Source organism: Parafrankia irregularis (genome assembly GCF_001536285.1).
Taxonomy (GTDB): Bacteria; Actinomycetota; Actinomycetes; order Frankiales; family Frankiaceae; genus Parafrankia; species Parafrankia irregularis.
The window spans coordinates 112,186-135,304 of record NZ_FAOZ01000007.1 but is presented as its reverse complement, the minus strand read 5'-3'; the positions used below and the strand labels follow the sequence as shown (position 1 = coordinate 135,304).

The following is a 23,119-nucleotide window of genomic DNA, read 5'->3' as shown; positions in this document are numbered from 1 at the left end:
CGATGACGAGCGAGGGCGAGCCACGAGCCACCGCCAGTGATGTGACCGCGCTGGCGCGGGACGCGGTCATCTGGGGCCTGCCGCTGGTGCTGTTCGGCCGCTATCTCGACGCCGCCACCGACAACGGCGTCCCGTTCAACAGGTTCCTCATGAGCACCGAGATCGCCACGCCGCGGTCCCGCTCGGTGGGGCCGAACATCGACACGCTCAACGGCCTCGCGTGGCTCGACCTCACGGTAGGACCGCAGGTCATCGGCGTGCCGGACATGGGTGACCGCTACTACTCGATCCAGCTGCAGGACATGTACATGAACTCGTTCGCCTACATCGGCAGGCGGACGACCGGCACCTCGGCCGGCGCCTTCGCCATCACCCCGCCGGGCTTCACCGGAACGCTGCCGGTAGGCGTCACCGAGATCAAGGCCCCGACCAGCAGGGTGCTCGCCTTTGTCCGCACCCTCGTGCTGGGGCGGGCGGACCTCGCCCGCGTCCGGGCGCTCAACTCGTCATTCAGCCTGGGCCCACTGTCGGCCTTCCCGGACAGCCGACATGAGGCAGTCGTCCGCGCGAACGCGCTGGACGGCTTCCAGCCAGCCAGCCGGCGCACCGGCCGGTCCGTCCCGCTCGAGGACGTCGCCGCCGCGGGCCCCGCCTACTTCGACGAACTCGACCGCCTGGTTCGCACATACCCTCCGGCAGCCCGAGACCTCTCGTCCCTGGCCCGCTTCGCGCCGCTCGGCATCGGCACGCCGGAGGCGGCGCGCCGCGGTCCCGCTCTCGCGGCGGGCCTCTCCTCGGCAGTTCCCGCTGGTCTGGCCGTTGTACGGGGCGCTCTGCGGACCCGGTCAGACAACGGCTGGTCCCGACGGGAGAACGTGGCTCCCTTCATCGAAGACCCGGTGCAGCGCGCCGCCAACAACATCTACGGCCCCGGCACGCAGGTCGCCGAGGAGTCGGTCTTCTTCAACATGCGCCTGGGCACCGATGGCAGCCCCCTGAGCGGCGCCCGCCGATACCGCCTCCGCTTCACCGCCGGCCAACTCCCACCGGTCGACGCGTTCTGGTCGCTCACCCTCTACGACGGCAAGTACTTCCTCGTCGACAATCCGATCGACCGATACGGCGTCACGAGCCACAGCGAACGCCTGCACTACGGGCCGGACGGCTCGCTGGAGATCCTCATCCAGGCCGACCCGCCCGACGTGCCTGACACAAACTGGCTGCCGGCCCCCCGAGACCAGTTCCAGCTGGTCTTCCGGACCTACCAGCCCAGGCAGCCCCTTCTGGACGGAACATACGCTCCCGCGCCGCTCGACGTCGTCGGGTGACGCTGTCCACGTCGCGACCACCAGGAGACGATCTGATGCCGACCATCGCTGACGCACCAGGCCCGAACTTCGCACCGGACGCGCTCCGTGAGGCCGCCGAACGCAAGTCCGGCCGCAGCGACTACGGCTCGGACAGCTACACGGCCGCGCTAGCACCCTTGCTCTACTCCATCGAGCACGAGGCTGCGCTCACCGACGCCGGTCGGCGTGAGGTGTGGGGTCGGATCGTTGACGCGCTGGCCAACCGGCTGACGCTGGTGGCCTGGGAGAAGGCCAACCCTGGACCGGCGTCGGCACCGGTCGATGCTCCTCTGGTCGTCCTCGGCCTCGGTCGCACCGGCTCGTCGATCCTGCATGAGACGTTGTCCGCGGCGCCCGGGCGACGTGCGCCCCGAACCTGGGAGGTCCGCGACTTCTCCCTGGTGCACGCGGTGACGGACGCGGCCTCCGACGAGCGGATCAGGAGGCTCGACGCCGACATCGCCCGCGCCAACGACAGGGTGCCGGGGTACGCCGCCATCCACCACAGCGACGCCCACGTCCCGATGGAGTGCGTCGCGCTGACCGCACTCGACCTGGTGTCCATACAGTTCGCGACGATCGCCTGGGCGCCGACGTACCGCGAGTTCCTCGTGTCCGTCGACCCTCGCAGTGCCTACCAGTGGCACCAGCGAGCGCTGCGCTTCCTCCAGGCGGGCAAGCCGCGTGCCCGCTGGGTCCTCAAGGCCCCGATGCACTCGCTGTACATCGACACGCTGGCACAGACCTACCCGGACGCCATGATCGTTCAGACGCATCGTGACCCGACAACCGTGCTGGCCTCGATGTGTAGCCTCTACGCCACGCTGCGGCAGGCGCGATCCGACCGGACCGACACCCAGGGCCAGGCGGCGGCCGACGTCGCCTACACTGTCGAGGGCATCCAACGCGCGGTCGACTACCGGAACGACCACCCCGACTTCGACGTGCGATGCCGCGACGTCTCGTTCAAGGAGTTCATGGCCGACCCAGCCGCCACCCTCGCCGGCATCCACGAACACTTCGGAGTCGAACTCACCGGACAGGCGCGCAGCGCGATGCTTGGATACCTGCGGAACCGCCCCCGGGACAAATACGGCAGGCACCACTACTCGCTGGAACAGTTCGGTCTGACACACGAGAAACTGGTCCCCCTGGTGGCCGACTACACCCACCGCTTCGCCAGGTTCCTATAGAACTGGCGGATCGCCAGGCAGCGGCTGAGACGGTAGCCGCCACAATCCCCCGCAAAACGGTTCGTCCTCACCATGTCCGCACCAGCGGCGCGTACGGTGGCGGGATCGCGACGGCCGATGGAGTTCCTACTGGTGCGGTCGCTGTGCGACCGCGGCCGACGGGTGTCCAGGGGCGAGATTCCCCCGGGTTACCCGGCGACGCGAACGCCGAACACGCGATTAAGAGCGCAGTTCTGGCGACAGCTCGTCGAAAATAGCGTAACGACCACCTCCGCTACGCTTTGCCTCATACATCGCCGTGTCAGCGGCCATCATGAGTCGCCCGGAGTCACTCAGCGCCTCGCCGGACAGCGCGACACCGATGCTGGCGGTGACGGAGATGACCTGCCCGTATCCCGATTTGGTGAGGTTGACCGCACGAACCAAGGAGTCGGCGAGAGCTCGGACCGGGGCCATTCCAGCGACGACCGGGCGGAGGATAGCGAACTCGTCGCCCGCTATGCGGGCCACGGTGTCGCCGCGAGAGACAGTCTGGGTGAGTGTCAATGCCACTTCGCAGAGCACGTCGTCGCCTGCCTGGTGGCCCAGTGTGTCGTTGACGGCCTTGAAGCCGTCGAGATCCATGAACAGGAGGCAGACCCGATCCCCATCCTGGCCGATACCGCACATGGCTCGGCGAAGCCTGTCGAGCAGTACCTCCCGATTCGGCAAGCCAGTGAGGCCGTCGTGCCGGGCACTTCGACGGGCCTCTGCCGTCGCGATCCATTGCGCATCGTCCAGACCCGCCCTGACCACCGCCGTCGAAATCTGGTTAGCCACCAGTTCAACGAAGTCGCCACGCTCGAGGTCGGTACCGAGGCATCGACCGACCCCAGCGATGAGGAGTCCGACCGGGGGTTTCGAGCGATGACTGACGAACGGCCAGATGACCATCCCTCGCGGCGATGGTGACGCGCATAGCCCGCCAAGAAGCGACTCAGGGAGCCGCTCGACGACGCGTGCCCGGCCAGAAGCCAGCGCCGCCGCGAGATCGTGCGGCGGGCTGGGATCGAACACGCCCAGCATACCGAGGGCATCGTGTGCGTCCTCCAGGCCCCACGTGGCCATGGCGCGAAGTGGCCGTCGCTTCTGAGGCTCCTGGATGAGTATTGCACCGAAGGGCAGGTCGTCGCGGAAGTGATCGAGTACGGTCGCGGCAGCCCGGCAGACCGCCCGCCGACCTCGCCTGCCCGACATTGCTGCGCCGATCTCGCGCAGACACGCGAGACGCCTTGCAGCCAGGACCCCGGGAGTCGTCTCAAGGAATGTCGCTAGGATTCCGACAACAGTACCCCCGGCGGCAGTATCGCGAATCGGGCTGAAGGAAATCGTCGCAAAGCATGCCTCGGGATATCCATAGCGCTCGACGGTTAATTGCCAGTTCTCCGTCCAGGTAGCGCTACCCCCGGAAACCACTCGGGCCAGTATGGGGTGTATAGTCTCCCAGATATCCGGCCAGGCCTCTCTGTACGGAAGCCCAAGAACGTGCGGATGACGTTGCCCCAGCAGTGGAATTACGGCATCGTTGTACAAGTAGATGTAGTCCGGTCCCCAGTGGACGACCATTGGGAAACGGGACTCCAGGCAGATCGCCATAGCCGTCCGAAGGCTGGGGCTCCAGTCCGCGATCGGGCCGAGGGAGGTGGCCGACCAATCCTTCTCGGCAATGAGCGACCCCATGCGACCGGCAGAGGCTAAGATCCGGGAAAAGTCCGCGCCACAGGAGGCAGCCGAACTGCATCGGTCACCGGACCGGGCCCAGCCGGCCGGGCCAAGCCGCCCGTACGGCCCACTGAGATTGTTCTGAGACTCCACCGTCCTCACTCTTCTCGGGAAGCCGCGTGGACTACCATTGATCCAGTTAACCGCCCCTCACCCACAGGCCTCTTCCCTCTCTCGGCTTGCGCAACCGCGCGCCTCGCGTCGCGACCACTACCGGGGAGATCGCCGTCGACCCGGCGCGTGCGCCAATGACCGCCCTTCAGTCATTTGAGATCAAAAATCTGACAATGGCTGCCTTTATGACCAACTTGTACTAGACTTCGCTGACGCCGATTTACTTAACAAGATCCGAAATGTTCTGACCTGCGGGTTACGCAAGGGTGCCCGATTTCGCACTAAATGCTGACTCGAATGCAGGTGAGGCTGCGGCGCATCGGGACTGCTTCAAGATTGGTTTGCGCCACGAGGCGCCGTGTTTCGAGTGGAGGTGGGAGACCTTCGCCCTTGGACTGTTGCGGCAGGTCGAGGTAGCCGAGGGCAGCCCGGTATGGGGTGGTGCCGGGGAGGGTGGGAACAGCCCTGACGAAGCCGATCTGACCCGCCCTGGTCAGCAGTTCTTTGGGATGATCTTGACTGAGGCTTCTGTTTCCCCACGGTCAGGGGCTTGTGCTGTGTGCGCAGCAGGTGTTGTTCACGGGGTTGGGCGTGGCGCTGGTCGGTTGAGTGTGGTGATCAGGTCTCGGTTGGCAGTGCGCGCGGCGACGAGTTCGTCCTGGCAGTCCTGCGCGGCGGGCCGCGGCGAGTGGCTCTGCCGCTTCGCTGCCCATCAGGAGCTTGCCCAGTTCGAGTGGGTGGCCGGCGGGGCGATGGTCGGCATGCCGAGGCGGACGCTACGGCGGGTGCGCCGGACGACCTGCATCGCTTCCTCGATCTGGGCGCGGTCGCCGACAGCGAGGGTGTGCAGGTCGTCCTCGACGCGGCGGATGAGCTGCCGCAGCATGCTGATGTCGTCGTCGGAGGGCATCGCGTCGCGGGGATAGGTCAACGCCGAGTCCTCGCCCCGCGCATCAACGGGCAAGTGCCGGCTATCGCTGATCTCGGGCGAGACGGCGAACCTGCCGAACTTGCTGCCTAGCGTCAGGAACCTGGGGCCGACTATGTCGTGGTGAGACCGGTCGGGCCGCATCCACCTGCCCGGGAATTAGGAGAGGAATCGCACGAGGTCGCCCCGGCGCCTACGATGCGGCTGTTTCGTCCGCTGTCGTGAGTGGCAGAAAGACGTTCTTGTGATGCACGAACTCTTCGATGCCCGCTCGGCCACCTTCCCTGCCGAAGCCGCTATGCTTGGTTCCGCCGAACGGTGCGGACGCCGTCATCTGCGGGAATGCGTTGATCGACACGTAGCCCGCCTCGAGCTCCTCTGCGACGCGGTGAGCGCGACCGACGCTGTTGGTGTGCACATATGCGGCGAGCCCAAAGTCCGAGTCATTAGCCTTGTCAATCGCGTCCCGTTCGTCGGAGAACGGCGTGATGGCGAGAACGGGGCCGAACACCTCTTCGCGGGCGAGGCGGCTGCGGTTGTCGACGTCAGCGAAGACCGTTGGGCGAATGAAGCAGCCGTTCTCCAGGTCCCCGAGCAGCCGCTCACCGCCGACGACCAGGCGAGCTGCTGAGCGGGCTTCATCGACATAGTCGAGAATCCGGCTGACCGCAGCCTCGTCGATGACTGGCCCCATCAGCACTTCAGGGTCCAGCGGATCGCCGATCTTCGGTGACTCGGTGATCGCGGTGACCCGGTCAACGACCTCCTCGTAGACACTGCCCTGAACGAGAAGGCGCGTCGGGAACAGACAGCCCTGACCAGCGGCCATGACCGCTCCCATCATCGCCGACATCGTCGTCGCGCTGTCGAGATCGGCATCGGCAAAGATGATGTTGGCTGACTTGCCGCCAAGTTCGAGGACGACCGGCGTCAACGATTCCGCGGCCACTGCCATGACCTTTCGGGCCACAGCGGGACCACCGGTCAACGACACCTTACGCACCAGCTCGTGTCGGATGATGTGCTCCGCCGTCGATGCGTCGCCAGACAGCAGGTTCACCACGCCTTCGGGAATGCCGGCTTCGTGAAGCAGCTCGACGAACCGAATAAGCGCAAACGGGCCTCGCTCGGGGCTCTTGATGAGGACGCAGTTGCCGGCTGCCAGCGCGGCCGCGATCTTCATCGATGCGTTGATGACCGGTCCGTTCCACGACACCAGCGTCGCCACGACTCCGTACGGAACGTACTGAACGTAATCCAGCGCGCGGGCCGGATAGCTCGACACCAGCTCGCCGGCAAACTTGTCGCTGTACCCGGCATAGAATTCGAAGTTGTCAATCGCCATGTCCAGCGGGCTGGCCGATACTGGTGTGCCCGTTTCCAGCGCGGTCACGATGCGCAGTTCGTCCGCGTCGCGACGGAGCAGCTCGGCCACTCGCCACAACAGGCCGCGCCGCCGGTCGGCGGGAGTGTGCCGCCATGCACGTGCGGCGGCCGCCGCAGCGCGCGCGGCCGCGTCGACCTCGGCAGCGCCGGCGATCGGGAACTCGGCAAGTACCTCACCCGTTGTCGGGTCACGGCGCGCCATGACCCCACCGCTCGCAGTCGTGACGTGCTCGCCGCCGATGATCAGGGCGGGCTCGGGCAAGATCTTGAGCACTTTGGTCCGTTGCTGCACGGCCATCTGACTCTCCCTGTCTGACTGTTGATCGGTCGTTCTCCTGCGGGCCGGAGCCGTTCCGAGGTGTTGGAGCACGGTCAGTCGAAAAGGACGACTCCGCGGATGTTGCGGCCGTTGCGCAAGTCGTCGTATCCGTCATTGATCTGGTCGAGCCGGTACGTACGAGTGATCATCTCGTCGAGCTTGAGGACGCCGCGTCGATAGAGGTCGAGGAGCTCCGGGATCGCTGTTCGGGGGTTGGCCGACCCCCACAGGCACCCCCGAACCTGCTTTTCCCAGAAGGTGAGTTCCGCGAGGCTCACTGTCACGGTCTCCTGCCCGCGCGGGGCGGTTGACGTCACGACGACCCGACCCCGTTTCGCGGCGAGGCCCATCGCCGGACCGATCATCTCGCCCGCGGCAAGGGAGGATGTGATCATGACGGCATCGGCCATGACTCCTCTCGTCCTGTCGACGAGATAGGCCGCGGCATTCGCGATGTTCTCGGCCGCGTGGGTCGCGCCGAACCGCAGTGCCTGGGTCCGCTTGAACTCGACTGGGTCAATCGCCACGATTTCGGTGGCACCGGCCGCGCGAGCGCCTTGGACGGCCGATATGCCGAGACCGCCGCAACCGATCACGACCACCGTCTGTCCGAGGCGGACGTCCGCGGCGTTAACGGCGGTTCCCCATCCAGTTGTCACGCCGCAGCCGACTAAAGCGGCCTTGTCCAGCGGGATATCATCGTCGATCCTGATCGCCGCAAGCTGGTTGACTACGACGTACGGACTGAACGTCCCCAACGAGGTGTACGTCGACACGTCCTGGTCCCCGACATGGACCCGGTATCCGCCGTCGGACAGCGCCCGGCCCGTCATGATATGTGCGCCGTTGTCGCACAGATTCTGGTGTCCTGACACACAGAACGCGCAGACGCCACAGGCCGGGATGAATGTCAGGACGACATGATCCCCTTCCGCCAGATGGTCGACTCCGGGCCCGACTGCGTCGACGACGCCTGCACCCTCGTGGCCGCCGATGATCGGATACGGAACACCGGGAATGTCGCCGGTCACGAGATGCTCATCGGTGTGGCAAAGACCGCTGGCGGCGAGGCGGACACGGATCTCGCCGCGTCGCGGCTCATCCAGCGTCACATCTTCGATCTTCCACGGCTCACCGACGCCCCAGAGAACCGCTGCCTGTGTCTGCATACGAACCCCTCACCTCCGCTGTCGCCATAACCTGACTTATTGCTTTAAATAAAGCCGCTTCGGCTGGTCTCAGGCTTCCGTGGGACCGTCGGAACCGAGGCGATCCCACCGATCATCACGTCCGAGAACCTGTCCTGAATCTTGGTGATGTGTACTGGCCGTGGTCCGCCCCTGATCTTGCCGATGTGTTGGTGTGGTCTACAGGTACGGGCTGGTGACAGCGCCTATTCGCCGACGGCGGCTTGGCCGGCACGTTCGTCGACTGGCTGGTCAGAATGCATGCCCTGGCCGAGGTACTCCGCGACCAGCCGCGTCTCGTCCAACGTCGAGGGATGGCCGGCATGTGTGACGGTGCCCTTGCGCATCAGGTGGACTGAGTCAGCCATCGCGAGTGCGCGCTGCACGTACTGCTCGACGATAAGCAGGGACCGGCCCTCGGCGGCCAGCGCGGCGAGCGCGGCGAAGATGACATCCACGATCAGCGGCGCCAGCCCCATCGACACCTCGTCGAGCAGCACCACCGACGCCTGCGAGAGGATCGCCCGGGACAGGGCCAGCATCTGCTGCTGGCCGCCGGACATGGTGCCGGCGACCTGTCGCCGTCGGTCGGCGAGCAGCGGGAACGCCTCGTAGGCAGCGTCGGGGCAGGCGGGCCGGATCCAGGGTGGAGTGCTCAGCCGCAGGTTCTCCTCGACGGTGAGCGCGCGGAAAATGCCGCGCCCTTCGGGGATCAGGCACAGCCCACGCCGGGCGCGCTCGGCGGGCGACAGCCGGGTGACGTCGTCCTCACCGAGGTGGATCGTCCCGCCGGTCGCCGGGACCGTTCCGCTGATCGCGCGTAGCAGCGTGGTCTTGCCCGCGCCGTTCGCCCCGACCAGGGCGACGACCTCGCCCCGCCGCACGACGAGGTCCACCCCACGCAGCACGGTGACGCCCCCGTAGCCCGCGGTCAGGCCACGGACGGTCAGGGCCGGCCGCGCGGGCTCGTTCACAGGAGCGGGAGCGGCGGTCACTGTGCCTCGACCCTGACGTGGCTGTCGTTACCGGACGAGGCGTCAACCCGGTCGGTGCCGGCCATCGGTCCCCCTGTCCCGAGATAGGCGGACCTGACCAGGTCCGACGCGGTGACCTCGGCCGGGCTTCCCGCGAACAGCGGCTTGCCGAAGTCGAGGACGAAGATGTGGTCGCAAAGATCCATCACCAGCGACATGTCGTGCTCCACGAGCAGGATGCCGACGCCGCGGGTGGCGACGACACGCCGCAGGAGCGCGCCGAATGCCTCCGTCTCGTGGGCATCCAGGCCAGAGGACGGCTCGTCGAGCAGCAGCAGGTCGAACGGTCCGGCGAGGCAGCGGGCCAGCTCGGTGAGACGGCGTTGTCCGGTGGACAGACTGCCCACCACGCGATCGCTGAGATCAGCGATGCCGCACAGGTGCAGCGCCTCCCGCGCGGCCCGGTCGATGACGTGCCGGCCGCGGCCGGCGAAGATCTGGTTCAGCGGTCCCCGGCCGGCGAGCGCTGCCTCGCGTCCGAGCTGGACGTTCTCCAGGACGGTGAGCGAATCGTAGAGCTGCATCTGCTGGAACGTCCTGCCCAGGCCGGCCGCCGCCCGCGCCGGCGGGGAGGAGCGGGAGATGTCCCGGCCGTGTAGCTGGACCCGGCCCTGGGCCGCGGGATTCAGCCCACAGATGGCGTCGAAGGTGCTGGTCTTGCCCGCGCCGTTGGGCCCGATCAGGCCGGTGATCTCACCGGCGGGTGCGGCCAGGGCGAGATGGTCCACGGCGACCAGCCCGCCGAACCGCACCCGGAGGCTGTCGACGCGTAGTCCCTCGCCGGCCGGGCGCTCCGCAGCGCCGGAAGGGCTGGGAAGACCCGCCTCACCCGGATCCGGCGCGGCGTCGGGCGCCGCGGGCACCGGCCCTGTGTCGCGCTCGCCGAGAAGCCGGGCGATGCCCGCCGAGCTGAGCCGCACCCATCGCGGCACCTGCCGCGTCTGCGGCGAGAAGATGAGCAGGACGGCGAACAGGCCGAAGACGATCTGCAGCCAGTAGCCGACGGACCCCGAGGTGACGTAGGCGGGGATCAGCATGAGGCCCGCCGCCTGCACGAGCGCATACCAGGGCGGCCCGCCGACGGCCAGCACGATCAGCGCGAGGTAGGTCAGGGACAGCGTCGGGTTGAAGGAGGTCGGGTCGACCTGGATCAGGCTGACGCCGAGCAGCGCCCCCGAGATGCCGGCGAGGAACGCCGAGACACAGAAGACGAGTACCTGGGTGGTGGGCACGCTGGTCCCGCCCATGGACAGTGCTCTCGGCGAGTCACTGAGCGCGCGCAGCAGCCGGCCGAGCCGGGTGCGGGTGAGCGCGATGACAGTGGCCGTGGCGGCGGCGAGGACCGCCAGGACCACGTAGTAGAAGCCGGTATCGGACTCCAGGTCCAGCCAGGACAGATGCGGCCGGGGCATGGGCACCCCGTAGCCGTTGAGGCCGAACATCAGACTGGTGTTGTAGAACATGTTCTGCAGCAGCAGGCCGAAGCCGAAGGTGGCGAGCGCCAGGTACAGGCCGGACAGACGAATCGCCGGGATGGCGATGACGGCGCCAATGGGGACCACGACGAGCCCTGCGACGAGTAGCGCCAGCAACCACGGCAGGTGGGCGTCGGTCGCCAGCTTCGAGAAGGCGACCGCCCCGATCGCCCCGAATCCCGCGTGGCACAGGGAGACCTGCCCGGACGTTCTGACCAGCAACCCGAGCGACAGGAACATGATCGCGACCGCGAGGAAGCCAGCCCACTGGCCGATGTGGTCGCCGCTGAACTGCGGCACGAACGCCAGGGCGGCCAGGGCGGCCAGGCAGAAGAAGATCTGCGTGCGCAGCGGGGCGGTCCAGGCCGCGCGCGGCAGCGGGATGCTTTGCAGGCGGGTGGCGAGCCGCCGCCGCGGAAGCACCACCAGGACGCCGAACAGCACCACGAACGGCAGGCTGGCCGGCAGGCCGGCGAGGTATTCGCTGGACGAGGCGTACCTGGTCAGGATCGCCGACAGGACACCGATGGCGAGCCCGCCGGCGTAGGCCGCCGGGAGGCTGGCGAACGCGCCGAGGGCCGCGGCGGCGAAGGCCTGCGCGACCAGCGCGGTCAGCGTCACCGGGTCGAGGTTGGTGCTCTGCGCGAGCAGGATCCCTGACATGAGCGCGCAGACGGTGCCGATCATCCAGGCGATCCGGCGGACCGTCGCGGGACGGGTTCCGGCCAGGTCGAGCAGGGCCGGGTCGTCGACGACCGCCCGCATGGCCATGCCCAGCCGAGTGCGGTGGAGGAAGACGTAGAGCCCCAGCGTCAGGACCAGCGCAAGGCCCATGATGATCAACTGGCTTGCGCTGACGTACGCGTCGAAAACCTTGAAGCGGTTGTCCGGCAGGAAAGTCGGGAAGGTCTGCGACTCGGTGCCGTGGGCCAGCAGGAAGGCGCCTTCGATGACGAGCACGATGCCCAGCATCGCGACGATCCGTACCGCCAGCGCGGCATGTGAGAGGTGCCGCGCGAACAGTTCGAACACGTAGCCGAGCACGGCGCCCAGCACGACGGTCGACAGCAGCGCCGCCACGGGCCAGGGCAGGCCGTGTGAGACGTTGAGGCTGTAGAAGACGTAGGCCGCGAGCGTGCCCAGCGCCCCGAAGGCGAAGTTGAACACACCCGAGGTCTTGTAGGTGAGAACCAACCCGACGCCCGCGAGGCCGTAGGCCGACCCGCTCGTCAGGCCAAGGATGATAAATGGCAGCAGGTCGCGCATGCGGACCCCCAACTACGGCTGTGGACGGGAAAAGCGGCGGAGGGCGGCCTGGGATGACCAGGCCGCCCCTGGTGGTCAGCCGGTGGGCAGGCAGTCGTACTTGCCGGGTGTCGGCTCGACCCACGCGCCGTTCTCGACCTTGGCCGTGTAGTAGCAGCTGATCGCCGGGTTGGGGCTGCCGGCGGCGCCGAACGTCAGCGGCGGGGTCACACCGTCGACTTTCCAGCCCTTGGGCAGTGCGTGGATCGCGTCGACCAGATTTTCGGCGGTGGAGCTCGGCGTCAGCTTGCCCTGCTCGACGATCGCCTTGTACACCTCGAGCGAGGCCCAGGTCTGGGAGATGTTGGCGTTGAAGGTGTGGGACTTCGACAGGTCCGGGGCGTACTGGGCGATGGCGGCCTGGAGGGTTTTCTCGACCTCGGTCTCCGTGCCGAACCAGGGGAAGTTCTGCTCTTCGACGAGGGCGCCGTCCAGGGCCGGCTCGGTCAGCCAGCTGTCGTCCGCGGACGGCCCGTAGCCGACGACCGTTGGCTTGAATCCCTGGCTTGCGCAGTCCTTCAGAATGCGAACGGTCACCGACGCGGAGTTCGCGACGTAGAGGGCGTCGACCCCGGCCTGCTTTGCCGCGAGGCACTGCGCGGTGTAGTTCGGCGCGGAGGACGCCACCGTTCCGGTGTACGCGATGGAGATCCCGTTCAGCGCCGCCGAGTACTTCGCGGTCGCCTTGGTCAGTACCTCCGTCTGGGAGGCGCAGGCCGGAGCCTCGGTGCAGTACATGACGCCGAACTTCTTGCTGCCCTGGGAGGCCGCGAGGCTCACAACGCCGGCCGGGTCGGTCGCGCCGGTCGGGAACAGCAGCGGCTCGGTCTGGTACAGGCCCGCGCCGTTCGTCTGCCCGCCGATCACCGGGATCCCGGCGGCGGTCACGATCTTGTGCCAGCTGGCCACGGTATTGCTGACCGGGCCGACGATCGCTGTCACCTTGGCGGACATGAGCGCCTTGGCGGCCGCTATGCCCTTCGACGGGATGCCGCCATCGTCCTTGGCAATGATCTTCACGGGGTGGCCGTTGATGCCGCCATGAGCGTTGGTCCACTGCACCCACGCGTCGACGAGGGGGGCCGCGCCGCCGATCGAGCTCGCGTAGGTGCCGGTCGCGGACGTGATGTTGCCGATGACGAACGGCGTCTCCGATCCCGCCGACCCTCCGGTCGACGAGCCGCCGGAGGACGAGCAGGACACCGCCAACACGGCAGCCGCGAGTAAGGGAAGGCCAAGGCGGGCACGGCCCGCCCGCGGCCAGGGGCGCGCGGAGTCCGTGGTGGCGCGGCGGTCTTGGGGCATGGAAGTCAACTCCTGGTTCCTCGACGTGTGGTAGATCGTTGAGCGGGGCGCGCCGACTGCCCGCAGGCGGTCCTGCCCGCGCCGTGTGGTGCCGGCCGGCGGTCGCAGCACGGTCCTGCCTGGCTGCACTCGTTCCCGGCGCCCGATCAGGCTGGGTCGAGCGGTTGGCACCGGCATCTAGCCGGCTCCGGCTCAATCACCCGCCAAGTGGCGGGTGGGGGCTGTTGCACCGAAACCGACACGTTCGACCAGGCGCGCCGATACAAGCCGTCGCCGTCGGTTCCCTGGTTCAGATCGGTTCAATATGACTTCGCGGTCCATGCCGCGGCGTAGCCGGGCAGCGAGAAGGCGGACGAGCGACAAAAGTCGATCACCTTGCGCTCTTTCGCCTCATGTGCGCGTATCGCGTCAGGCAGCGCCTCGACCAGTTCCAGTGGGACCTTCACGACGCCGTGGCCGTCACCGTGCAGCAGGTCTCCGGTGGCGACAGCGACACCGCCGATCTCGACGGGTTGCCCGGTCTCGAGGACTTTCACGAAGCCTCCGCCGACGTCGACGCCGCTGGCGTAGGTCTGGAACCCTACCTCCTGCATTTCGTCGATGTCACGCACAGGGCCGTTAGTGATGCCCGCGGTACAGTCGAGCGCCTTGTAGAGATTGGCTGCGACTTCTCCCCAGATACAGACACGGCCCCGCCAGTCACCGACGTTTTCGGCGACGAGGATACGCGGCCCAGGTACCGCGAGGATGTGATCGTCGTGGGCCCCAGGATTATCCAAGGCCGTCAGGCCGCTCGACTCGGGGTTGTCTCGGCCGGTCCATACCTTCCGGGTGGCAGCGAAACCGACACGTCGGCCGAGCCCCGGCGAGATGCAGCGGACCACGTTTCGGTCGAGGCTCTCCAGCTCGGACGGGTGCTTGCCCAGTCGCTTGAGTCCGTTCAGCACGGACGGCGTGCTAAACGCCAGCAGTGCCTCGACGGCCTCTCGGTCTGGAATTCCCGCAGTCATGTCAGCCGTTCCGATGTGTGCACGGTGGATCCTGACTCGTCGTTGTCTCCGGCTGTGAAGAACACCTGATCGTAGATCGCGAGCATGGACTACGACCGAACCCCGCCGCCATCCGTTTCCGATCCGGGCAGGCGGCTCCAAAAACCGAACGCGGTTCGGAAGGTAGCGCCGCGAGTGGCAGCCGTCAAGGGGCGCCGCTGCTCAGACGGGACGACGAGCACCTACTCCTGGCGCTACCGAACCGCGTTCGGTAGTCTTGGCGGGCCGGTCTCGCCGCGCTCCGACCGGTGGACCTCTCCCCGTGGAGCTCCCCCCGGAAGAAAGGCGGACCTATCTGTGTCCCGCGGAGCCCAACGTTCCTCGCGGCCACCAAGACAAGAAGGGAAGGCGAAGGGTCGGACGAACGAGGAGCGGAGCGCCCAGTCGAAGCAGGCGATGCTCGATTCGGCGCGCCAGTTGTTCGCCGAAAAAGGATACGCGGCGACGTCCATCATCGACATCGCCGAGCGCTCCGGCATCAGCGTCGGCGGCCTCTATCATCACTTCGGGAGCAAGAAGAAGATCTTCCTCGCACTGTGGGATGAATACCAGCGCGCCCAGGAAGAACATACGCGATCGGCGGTGGCCGCGGCGCGCAGGGCCAATTCTACCGGCAAGGAACTGCTCCTGGCGGGAGTCGAGTCCTACCTTCAGGGCGCGTGGCTGGCGCGGGACTTCGAACCGATGGTGGTGCTCGGTACCGACGCACCTCCCGGCTTCGACGAGATCCTGGCCGAGGCCGACCGTCAGTGGGCTCGGCAGAACCGGGCGCTGTTGTCGGAGTACGATCCCCGGTTGGTGAACGCCGCCACGGTGATGTTGGCCGGCGCGCTTAAATCGCTCTGCCTCGAATTCCCTCACTGCCGCGGTGACGCAGAAGGCAAGCGCCTGATAGACGACGCGCTGAAGCTGTTCTCCGGCATGCTGGCGCTCCTGTAGAAGGTGGTTGGCGACCGTCCGCGAGCGGCCTGCCTGTCACCGCGGCCGTGTCGGCCGGACAGTGCCACGCCGGACCGCCCGCCCGGCATGTCCATGGCGCGCTCGATACGCCGGTGGCTGGGCGGTCTTCGGACCGGCGCGCTTGTAGACGTCCTTGCGACGGGCCGCGGTGTTGATGCGGGTCCGCCGCTTTGGGCGGCGGCGGAGATGAGACTGAATTTCGTTCAGTATGGAGAAAGGTGGTTGTCCGGTGCTTGCGCTGCTTAGCGAGGAGCAGGAGCTGCTCGCCATGACCATCAGGTCCATGCGCTCCGTCGTCGGAGTGTCGGGGCCAAGAGATCTCGACGACTTCGACCACCGGCGTGCCTGGGACTCGCTGGTGGAGGCGGGACTGCTCGGCCTGCGCCTCCGCTCGGACGACGCACCGCTGGGCAGCGGGGTGGACGCGATGATCGTCGCCCGTGGCCTGGGCGAGATGCTGTGCCCCGCTCCGTTCGTCCCGGCGCTTCTGGCGACCGAACTGCTGTTGCTGGGTGGTGAAGCAGGCGAGCTCGCCGAAGCGGTCGCCGCCGGTGACATGACAGCAGCCGTACTGCTGCGCCGCGACCTCGGCGGCCTGGCGACTGCCGACGACCTCGACGGCGCGGTCCGCTGGGGAGACGGGGAGGTCGGGCTGTGCATCGGTTCGCCCGGGACTTTGGCAAGAGTCGCATTGTCACCGATCGAGCGCCACGGTTCGACCGGTGACATGCTTTTCCCTCTCGACTCGCTGCCCCCCGAAGGAGCGGTCGAGCGGAGCGGGCGCATCGACGCCTCGGACCACGACCGTTGGATGTCGCTGGCCATCTCCCTGGTCTGCGCCGACGCCCTCGGTTCGATGCGCGCGGCGGTCGACGGAGCGATCGAATACTCAAAGACACGGGTCGCGTTCGGCGTGCCCATCGGTTCCTTCCAGGCCATACAGCACATGTGCGCTGACGCGGTGGTCGTCTGCGAGGCGGCCGATGCCGCGATCAGCTACGCCGCCTGGGCCGCCGACGAACTCGACGCCCCGGACGCGCGACTGGCCGCGTCGACCGCCAAGGCGTGGCTCGGATACACGGGTCGAGAGGTGACAGAGATCGTCATGCAGGTTTTCGGCGGCGTCGGCCAGACCTGGGAGCACCCGGCCCACCTGTACACGCGGCGTGTGATCGCCGGAAGCTCCCTGCTGGGCGACGCCGATGGCCACCTCGACCACGTCTACGACGCGAGGGTGAGGCAGTACTAGTGGACTTCCGTGACACGCCGGCCGAAGCGGAGTACCGGCGGGCCTTGGCCGACTGGCTGCGCACCTTCGTCGCGAACCACGACGCGGCACCGAGCAGCCGTGAATGGCAGCATGCGCTGTACGAGGCGGGATACATAGCGCAGACCTGGCCCGAGGAACAGGGCGGCAAGGCTCTCTCGCCGGTCTACGACGTGATCCTCAACGAGGAGGTGGCCCGGGCCGGCGCCCAGGCCATACCGCCCAACGTCAACTATCTGTGCCGCGCGATTCTCGAGTTCGGTACAGAGCAGCAGCGGGACCGCTTTCTCCTACCCACGCTGCGCGGCGACATCCAGTGGTGCCAGGGCTTCAGCGAGCCGGGCGCGGGGTCGGATCTCGCGGCCCTCACCACCTCTGGCCGCTGGAACGGCGACGCGTGGATCGTCAACGGGCAAAAACTGTGGACCAGCGGGGCGAGCGATGCCGACTGGTGCCTGCTGCTCGCCCGGTCCGAGCCCGATGCCCCGAAGCACCAGGGCATCTCCGCGTTTCTCATCGACATGACGAGCCCCGGGGTGTCCGTCCGTCCGATCATGACCGCCGATGGCGAAGCCGACACCTGCGAGACCTTCTGGGACGACGTCGTGGTACCGGCCGACTGCCTGCTGGGCAGTCAGGGCGACGGTTGGCCCATCGCCATGTGGGCGCTGCAACTCGAGCGTGGTCCCGCCGACCTCGGCGTGGTTCCCAACCTGCTCAACAGTCTTGAGGACCTCGAACGGATCGTCACGTCGAGTGGGCTGGACCGGCACGAGCGGATCCGGCGTACGCTCTCGCGGGCCTACATAGATGTACAGATTCTCCACCTGTACTCCATTCGACAGGTCTCGCTTCGCGCGGCCGATCGGGCTGAGGGACCCTCCGGGCCCGCAGCCAAGCTGCTGTGGGCACGCGCCGCGCAGGCGGTCGGGCACGCCTGGCTGGACGCACTGGGGGGTCTGGCAGTCACCGGCGCCGAGTCGGACCGAGCGGTCCGGGAGTACTTCCACTCACGACCTACGAGCATCTACGGGGGGTCCGCGCAGATCCAGCGCAACCTGCTCGCCCAGCGGGTACTGGGGATGCCCCGAGCAGACGCCCGGCGTTGAGCGATCGTCCCGCACCACGCCCATCGGCGGTTTCAGCAGTGGTCGCGGGCGGGGGTGTGGCCGGGGCTGCACCGAGACGGAGGAACACCTCGTGCGCCGTGCCAGGCAATCCCCAGCGTTGCAGCGATCCGACTGACCGGGACGAGCCAGTCCCCGCGTAGACGGCCGATCGTCCCGCGGCCCGGCGGGACATTCCCGGCCCACGGGAGCGACACCCAGTCACCACGGCGCGTCATGATCTGTAGGCGCACCGACACGGTTTCCAGTTGAACTGTGCGGAGCCGGTTTTTCAGGCCCATTTCAGCACTTATCCAGGAACTGCCTGCGTAGGTGTGTTCCGGCCAGGAGTGGCTCGGACCGGGTTGCCGCCGCTGGCGTCAGCGGCGGCAACCCGCAGCGCCGCCACCAACTTGGACCCATTTTCCTGGAACCGCGAAGAGGGTACAGCCAACGTCATCGCGGCGACCACTCCGTCATTTTCCAGAATTGGCGCGCTGGCGCAGGTCAGACCGACGACATATTCGTCCCTGCCCACCGAGACCCGGTCCCGCCGGATCCGTTCGAGGTCACGGTTCAACTCGGACCGGCTCGTGATTGTCGCCCGCGTCAACCGACGCAGCTTCAGACCGTCGAGCCGCTGATCCCGTACCTGCGGATCCGCGAAGGCAAGCAGGAGTCGAGCACTCGTGCGCGCGTGCAGATTCTGCGAGTAGCCCACGACGAGCCCTGAGACGCGCACGGCATGGCTTCCTTCGGCTACCTCCAGGATCCGTACCTCGCCCTCCTGCCAGGCACTCAGATACGTGGTCTCGCCGGTTGACTCCGCCAGCTCGCGCATCGCTGCTATGTACCGGTCCGGTCCGCGGGCTCCGCGACTGATGCCGTCGGCAACGATCCCAGCCATTGGACCAAGTACGTACCGCGATCCTTCTTTCGTGAGGATTCCCTCGACAGCCAGCGAGTTGAGCAGGTGGTACGCGGTCGGGAGCGAGAGCGAGAACCGCGCCGCAGCGTCACGAGCTGACAGCTCTCCGTTTATCGCAACGGCGACCAGCAGCCGCGTCGCGCGTCGGGCCGACTGGATCGTCGTAGCCGCGCCCCGGCTGGCCAGAGAGCTGGGATCGACAACCGCCGCCAGGGGTTCGGCGAGTTCCGGGTGGGCCGATAAGATTGTCATAATATGAAATTCTACTTCAGACGTTGACTCCTGGGCAAGCTGGCAGCAAGCTAACAAACCAGAGCCTGCCAGCTGGGCGGACGACGCGGGAAACCTCCTTCTCGAACTCGCTAAAAAAGTGGACGAAGGCCGCGCCGAAAACGGAACGGGCATTGACGATGATCCGCTTCGGTCTGTCCGCCGCGCGGCACCAAGAACAACAGTTCGCATGCCCTTGTGGTCCCGCTGCCAGGCAGGGGATCCCGGCGGTCAACAGCAAGGAGACGACGACGGATGGCTGAATCAACGAATTCCGCAGCAGTCGAGATTCCGCCGATCATCTCGGTTGATGACCATGTCGTCGAGCCCCGGGATCTGTGGCAGAGGTGGCTGCCGGCCCGTTGGCGGGACGCAGGTCCAAAGCTCGTCCGAGGGCCGTACGAGATGGTCCCGGCGGGCGAGATCTCTCGAGCGGCGCGATCGGGCTGGAGCGCGTTCCGGCCGGCTGCGACGGGGCCGGAGACAGACTGGTGGCTCTTCGAGGGCGACGTTTCGGCGACCCTGCTCGGCAACGCCGCGGCAGGTCTGCCGTCGGAGGAGGTCGTTCCGGGACCGATCGGCTACGACCGGATGAGGCCCGGGTTCTACTCGGTCAAGGAACGCCTCGAGGACATGAGCGTCAACCACATAGAGCGGTCGATGTGTTTCCCGACCTACTCGCGGTTCGCCGGGCAGCGCTTCCTCGACGCCAAGGACAAGGACCTCGGCCTGGCCTGTGTCCGCGCTTACAACGACTGGATGGTCGATGAATGGTGCGGGGACAGCGGCGGTCGGCTCATCCCGCTGTGCATCGTGCCGCTGTGGGACGCGGAGCTGGCCGCGCTGGAGGTAAGGCGGAACGCGCAGCGCGGCGTCCGTGCGGTCGTATTCACCGAACTTCCGTCGGCCCAGGGCCTGCCGAGCATCCACGACGCCAACGGATACTGGGATCCGTTCTTCACCGCGTGCAACGAGACCGAGACGGTGATCTGCATCCACATCGGATCGTCCGGACAGGGGCAGATGACCTCCGACGATGCCCCGTTGTGCGTGCCGATCGCGCTGACGACCACGGCGTCGCAGTTTGCCATGGCCGACTGGCTGTTGTCGGGCAACCTCGTCAGGTTCCCCAAGCTCAGGATCGCCTTCTCGGAGAGCCAGCTTGGCTGGATGCCGTTCCTCTGGGAGCGCCTCGACAACCTCTGGCACAAGAAGAACTATCATGACGACTGGAGCCCGCTGATCACCCAGCCGCCCAGCAGCTACGTTCCCGGCCACATCTGGGGATGCTTCTTCGAGGACGCGTTCGGGATCAAGGCCAGGCAGGACATCGGCATCGACATGATCACGTTCGAGTGCGACTACCCGCATCAGGATTCCAGCTGGCCGAACACGAAGGCCTACGCAGAGAAAGTGCTCGCAGGCCTGAACGCGACGGAGATCTTCAAGATCGTCCGTGGCAACGCGATTGAGATGTTGCAAATCGAGCCCCACCTCGCGGATGCCCAGGTGAAGGAGCATTAGCGCCACGAGCGTCGGGTATCGTGTCCGCCGCCGTCCGATCCCGCCGGTAGAGGCGAACACAACCTGGTTTGACGCGGAACCACTGCGAATCGGCGTCGAGAGCCGCCATCTCGATGACGAGGTGCTTCGGCGGGCGTACGGGAATGGCCCTTCGGACGTTCACGTGGATGACTGGGGAATCTCGATCCACGTCTGCGGTTCCGTTTCCGGAAGCGAATATCTTCGGTTTGACTGTTTCGAGGACGAGCCTCACTATCACTACATTCACCCGACGGATGACTTTCAGGTCTGGGTGCCCTTCGACGAGGGGCCAAACGGCCCGATGCTGGACTGGGCTCTCGACTGCCTGGCGAACCGCACGCAGGAAATGCTCAGGTGCTCCGGCGGATCATACCTTGCAGATTTCGTTGATCTGACACGACTGGGCGAGACATGCGCGGCCGTTGCGCGACTCGCTCGCTCCCTGAACAACGCGAAGGTGAGACCGGAAGTAGCCGCATGAGTGGCCTGCGTGATGGCGTGGATGGCAGTTCAGATCTTTCCTTTGGGCCACAGGACTGTCATCCGCGAGATATGGAAGTAGCCAACGTACTTAGATGGTTGACCCGCTGCCGGTGAACCCGCTTGCTTGCACCAGTTGAAAGACTGTTCGGGACTGTTCTGGAGTTAGTCGAGATCGGAGATTGCAGATGGCCAGGCTTCGACACGTCGCGATCAAATGCGACGATCTGCACTGGGCTTCGAAGTTCTACTCCGCTTTGTTCGAGATGGAGGAGGTGGGCCGCGCCGGCGATGTCGACAAGTCGGGCGCCGTCTATCTGAGTGACGGCACGGTCAACGTCGCGCTCATCAAGGTCGATGCTGACTATGTAAACGGCAAGCCCGAGGGTCTCAACCACATCGGCCTGGTCGTCTCCGACATGGACGCCGCGGTCCGGCGAGCGAAGAGCCTCGGAGTGGAGATGCTCGTAGATCCGGAGGCTGATCATGCTGGCGTCACCTGGGAGATGAAGATGCGGACGCCGGACGGCGTCTACTTTGACTTCTCGACCCATGGCTGGCCCGGGATCTCCGGGCTCGACGACTGAGCTCGGCCGTCGGCGACGCTTTCGGCGAACCCAGCTCAGGCCTGGATCTTCGAGCGGGCGCCCTGCGGTGGCACTGCATCCACCGTCTTCAACAGATTTCAGACATTGCCGTGCGACGAAGGAGGACGCTCGTGGTCGGCATGATATACAGCCTTCCGCCACAACCACCTGTCACCGAGAACACGCACCTGCATCCGGCCGGGGCACTCACGATCGGCGTCGAGTATCGCAATGTCGACCCGGCGGCTCTCGAGGAGACCTACGCCGACAACGAGGCCCTCCTCACGGAGCTTCGGGAGGCATCGCCGGACGGCGGATTCACCGATGAGGGTGTGTCCATCCATGTGTGTGGTACGGACGACGGCTATGAATACCTGCGCTTCGACCTGTTCGACGACAAGCCGCACTACCACTATATCCGTCGGGAGGCCGAAGGGTCGGAGGTCTCCAACCGGGTCGTTGAGTTCGACACGGTCGCGGGCGGTAGCATGCTTCCTTGGGCCCTTGAAAGGATCAGGACGCGCTTGGCTCCGATGCTCATTGAAGCTGGCGGTGGTTACCTTGTCCCGTTGCTGGACGAGGCCCTGATCGCCTCGGCGCTGGACGACGTGTACCAGGAGGCGGACGCCGTCCAGCGTGCCAGAGCCCGGCAGGGCCGATCGGCAGGCTGAACATCGGCTCCGACCCCATCGACCTTGTTCAATGTGGCCGAACGACACGAGAACGCTCGATTTCATGTTCCCGGAAATGTCCTGTCTTCGGCGCAACCAATAGGCGATCCCTGCGGCTTTGTGCGGGCATCCTGCTCCAACAGCTGCCAGATGCATTGTTGCATTTCGAGAAACACTCGGTTGTTCATGTTCGGCCTTTGGAAGGTCGACAGGGAGGTTTTGGCATGTCCGAGTCCAGCGTCGAAGGCTATGAGAAGCGGATCGCGGACCTCGAGGCTCGGCTGCGGGAGCTTGAGGACGTGCGGGAGATCAACGAGGTGTTCCGCCGCTGGCACCATGCATGTACAGGTGGGTTCAATGGCATCCAGGCGGGACGTATGGAAGCCCTGGAAGTTCTCACCGATGACGCGACGATCGAGATCCAGGCCCTGCATGAATCAGGGAAGGGCCCGAAGGGTCGCGAGGAGTACACCAAGTACTGGGACTTCTACTTCGGCGACGCCGGTCCGCTGCCGTACGTGTTCCAGACCAGCCTCGACCAGCGCATCGAGGTCCACGGCGATACCGCGGTGCAGTACTCGAACCAGCTCGGGATCTTCCAGTCCCGCGGGGCTGCGCCGATGCTTAGTCTCTCGCGACGGGTCAACTACCTTCGCAGGACCGACGGCGGATGGAAGATCTACAAGACGACCGGTGACAGCGCGTTCGCCACCACGCTGGCCGACCTCAACGGTCCCCTCAATCCGCTCCCCCCCGAGGAACAGCGGGTGCAGTGGACCTACGGCGGCCGGGCCGAGGTCGATCCGATGGCGCCGCTCAAGAACCACTGACAGGCTGAGGACGCTGGCCCAACCTTCCGACCGTGTACGGATGGTGCTGTGTTTTCGGACGCGTCCTCTG

The 23,119-nt window shown here is 66.5% G+C and carries 19 protein-coding genes; 10 read left to right on the top strand and 9 right to left on the bottom strand.

Going from position 1 to position 23,119, the window contains the following annotated elements; genetic code table 11:
• Positions 1 to 2 precede the first annotated feature (2 nt).
• Entirely contained in the window at positions 3 to 1,328 is a 1,326-nt protein-coding gene (locus tag AWX74_RS13535; RefSeq protein ID WP_091276094.1) for a DUF1254 domain-containing protein, read from the top strand.
• Positions 1,329 to 1,363: 35 nt separating this feature from the next.
• Positions 1,364 to 2,542, top strand: a complete 1,179-nt coding sequence (locus tag AWX74_RS13530; RefSeq protein ID WP_091276090.1) for a sulfotransferase family protein — start codon at positions 1,364 to 1,366, stop codon at positions 2,540 to 2,542.
• Positions 2,543 to 2,761: 219 nt separating this feature from the next.
• On the opposite strand, the gene AWX74_RS40725 is transcribed toward AWX74_RS13530, so the two are convergent.
• The 8 genes from AWX74_RS40725 to AWX74_RS13490 form a co-directional block, all read right to left on the bottom strand.
• Complete coding sequence (locus AWX74_RS40725; RefSeq protein WP_193209679.1) at positions 2,762 to 3,607, bottom strand: GGDEF domain-containing protein; 846 nt, start codon at positions 3,605 to 3,607, stop codon at positions 2,762 to 2,764.
• 1,522 nt (positions 3,608 to 5,129) lie between these two features.
• Positions 5,130 to 5,348, bottom strand: coding sequence for a hypothetical protein (locus AWX74_RS13520; protein WP_165615607.1), 219 nt, complete (start codon positions 5,346 to 5,348; stop codon positions 5,130 to 5,132).
• A gap of 190 nt (positions 5,349 to 5,538) precedes the next feature.
• Positions 5,539 to 7,029 carry an aldehyde dehydrogenase family protein gene (locus AWX74_RS13515; RefSeq protein ID WP_091276080.1) on the bottom strand — a complete coding sequence of 497 codons (1,491 nt, stop codon included), beginning with the start codon at positions 7,027 to 7,029 and terminating at the stop codon, positions 5,539 to 5,541.
• Positions 7,030 to 7,103: 74 nt separating this feature from the next.
• Positions 7,104 to 8,219 carry an NDMA-dependent alcohol dehydrogenase gene (locus AWX74_RS13510; RefSeq protein WP_091276077.1) on the bottom strand — a complete coding sequence of 372 codons (1,116 nt, stop codon included), beginning with the start codon at positions 8,217 to 8,219 and terminating at the stop codon, positions 7,104 to 7,106.
• A 224-nt stretch (positions 8,220 to 8,443) separates the two neighbouring features.
• On the bottom strand, positions 8,444 to 9,232 hold the full coding sequence (locus AWX74_RS13505; RefSeq protein WP_091276075.1) for an ABC transporter ATP-binding protein: 789 nt from the start codon (positions 9,230 to 9,232) through the stop codon (positions 8,444 to 8,446).
• Positions 9,229 to 12,012, bottom strand: a complete 2,784-nt coding sequence (locus AWX74_RS13500; protein WP_091276072.1) for a branched-chain amino acid ABC transporter permease/ATP-binding protein — start codon at positions 12,010 to 12,012, stop codon at positions 9,229 to 9,231. The genes AWX74_RS13505 and AWX74_RS13500 overlap by 4 nt, the downstream gene beginning before the upstream one ends.
• A gap of 75 nt (positions 12,013 to 12,087) precedes the next feature.
• Positions 12,088 to 13,356, bottom strand: a complete 1,269-nt coding sequence (locus AWX74_RS13495) for an ABC transporter substrate-binding protein (RefSeq protein WP_165615606.1) — start codon at positions 13,354 to 13,356, stop codon at positions 12,088 to 12,090.
• 299 nt (positions 13,357 to 13,655) lie between these two features.
• A complete protein-coding gene (locus AWX74_RS13490; RefSeq protein ID WP_091276066.1) occupies positions 13,656 to 14,366 on the bottom strand; it encodes an RraA family protein in 711 nt (236 codons plus the stop codon).
• Positions 14,367 to 14,801: 435 nt separating this feature from the next.
• Between AWX74_RS13490 and AWX74_RS39990 the strand changes: the two genes are divergently transcribed.
• The 3 genes from AWX74_RS39990 to AWX74_RS13475 all read left to right on the top strand — a co-directional run bounded on the left by AWX74_RS39990 (position 14,802) and on the right by AWX74_RS13475 (position 17,741).
• On the top strand, positions 14,802 to 15,344 hold the full coding sequence (locus AWX74_RS39990; RefSeq protein WP_165615605.1) for a TetR/AcrR family transcriptional regulator: 543 nt from the start codon (positions 14,802 to 14,804) through the stop codon (positions 15,342 to 15,344).
• Between the two features lie 250 nt (positions 15,345 to 15,594).
• Complete coding sequence (locus AWX74_RS13480) at positions 15,595 to 16,614, top strand: acyl-CoA dehydrogenase family protein (protein ID WP_165615604.1); 1,020 nt, start codon at positions 15,595 to 15,597, stop codon at positions 16,612 to 16,614.
• Positions 16,614 to 17,741 (top strand): acyl-CoA dehydrogenase family protein, encoded by a 1,128-nt coding sequence (locus AWX74_RS13475; RefSeq protein ID WP_165615603.1) that lies wholly within the window; start codon positions 16,614 to 16,616, stop codon positions 17,739 to 17,741. Before AWX74_RS13480 ends, AWX74_RS13475 begins: the two co-directional genes overlap by 1 nt.
• Before the next feature lie 307 nt (positions 17,742 to 18,048).
• Here AWX74_RS13475 and AWX74_RS13470 read toward each other — a convergent pair whose 3' ends face one another.
• Positions 18,049 to 18,918: an IclR family transcriptional regulator gene (locus tag AWX74_RS13470; RefSeq protein WP_165615602.1), complete on the bottom strand. Its 870-nt coding sequence runs from the start codon at positions 18,916 to 18,918 to the stop codon at positions 18,049 to 18,051.
• Positions 18,919 to 19,341: 423 nt separating this feature from the next.
• On the opposite strand from AWX74_RS13470, the gene AWX74_RS13465 reads away from it, so the two are divergent.
• The 5 genes from AWX74_RS13465 (at position 19,342) to AWX74_RS13450 (ending at position 23,049) form a co-directional block, all read left to right on the top strand.
• The gene (locus tag AWX74_RS13465) at positions 19,342 to 20,460 is read left to right on the top strand and encodes an amidohydrolase family protein (protein WP_226930909.1); all 1,119 of its coding nucleotides are present in this window, start codon (positions 19,342 to 19,344) and stop codon (positions 20,458 to 20,460) included.
• Entirely contained in the window at positions 20,456 to 20,962 is a 507-nt protein-coding gene (locus AWX74_RS42505) for a DUF7700 domain-containing protein (protein WP_423212967.1), read from the top strand. Before AWX74_RS13465 ends, AWX74_RS42505 begins: the two co-directional genes overlap by 5 nt.
• Positions 20,963 to 21,149: 187 nt before the next feature.
• Positions 21,150 to 21,548 (top strand): VOC family protein, encoded by a 399-nt coding sequence (locus AWX74_RS13460; RefSeq protein ID WP_091276043.1) that lies wholly within the window; start codon positions 21,150 to 21,152, stop codon positions 21,546 to 21,548.
• Positions 21,549 to 21,688: 140 nt separating this feature from the next.
• Positions 21,689 to 22,219, top strand: coding sequence for a DUF7700 domain-containing protein (locus AWX74_RS13455; protein WP_423212966.1), 531 nt, complete (start codon positions 21,689 to 21,691; stop codon positions 22,217 to 22,219).
• A 224-nt stretch (positions 22,220 to 22,443) separates the two neighbouring features.
• Entirely contained in the window at positions 22,444 to 23,049 is a 606-nt protein-coding gene (locus tag AWX74_RS13450) for a YybH family protein (protein WP_091276039.1), read from the top strand.
• Positions 23,050 to 23,119: the final 70 nt, after the last annotated feature.

Coding starts and splice junctions, on each gene's coding strand:
- AWX74_RS13460 (WP_091276043.1), top strand. CDS start 21,150: ATGGCCAGGCTTCGACACGTCGCGATCAAATGCGACGATCTGCACTGG.
- AWX74_RS13490 (WP_091276066.1), bottom strand. CDS start 14,366: ATGACTGCGGGAATTCCAGACCGAGAGGCCGTCGAGGCACTGCTGGCG.
- AWX74_RS13500 (WP_091276072.1), bottom strand. CDS start 12,012: ATGCGCGACCTGCTGCCATTTATCATCCTTGGCCTGACGAGCGGGTCG.
- AWX74_RS39990 (WP_165615605.1), top strand. CDS start 14,802: ATGCTCGATTCGGCGCGCCAGTTGTTCGCCGAAAAAGGATACGCGGCG.
- AWX74_RS13535 (WP_091276094.1), top strand. CDS start 3: ATGACGAGCGAGGGCGAGCCACGAGCCACCGCCAGTGATGTGACCGCG.
- AWX74_RS13450 (WP_091276039.1), top strand. CDS start 22,444: ATGTCCGAGTCCAGCGTCGAAGGCTATGAGAAGCGGATCGCGGACCTC.
- AWX74_RS40725 (WP_193209679.1), bottom strand. CDS start 3,607: ATGCTGGGCGTGTTCGATCCCAGCCCGCCGCACGATCTCGCGGCGGCG.
- AWX74_RS13465 (WP_226930909.1), top strand. CDS start 19,342: ATGGTCCCGGCGGGCGAGATCTCTCGAGCGGCGCGATCGGGCTGGAGC.
- AWX74_RS13510 (WP_091276077.1), bottom strand. CDS start 8,219: ATGCAGACACAGGCAGCGGTTCTCTGGGGCGTCGGTGAGCCGTGGAAG.
- AWX74_RS13495 (WP_165615606.1), bottom strand. CDS start 13,356: ATGCCCCAAGACCGCCGCGCCACCACGGACTCCGCGCGCCCCTGGCCG.
- AWX74_RS13455 (WP_423212966.1), top strand. CDS start 21,689: ATGATATACAGCCTTCCGCCACAACCACCTGTCACCGAGAACACGCAC.
- AWX74_RS13470 (WP_165615602.1), bottom strand. CDS start 18,918: ATGACAATCTTATCGGCCCACCCGGAACTCGCCGAACCCCTGGCGGCG.
- AWX74_RS13515 (WP_091276080.1), bottom strand. CDS start 7,029: ATGGCCGTGCAGCAACGGACCAAAGTGCTCAAGATCTTGCCCGAGCCC.
- AWX74_RS13530 (WP_091276090.1), top strand. CDS start 1,364: ATGCCGACCATCGCTGACGCACCAGGCCCGAACTTCGCACCGGACGCG.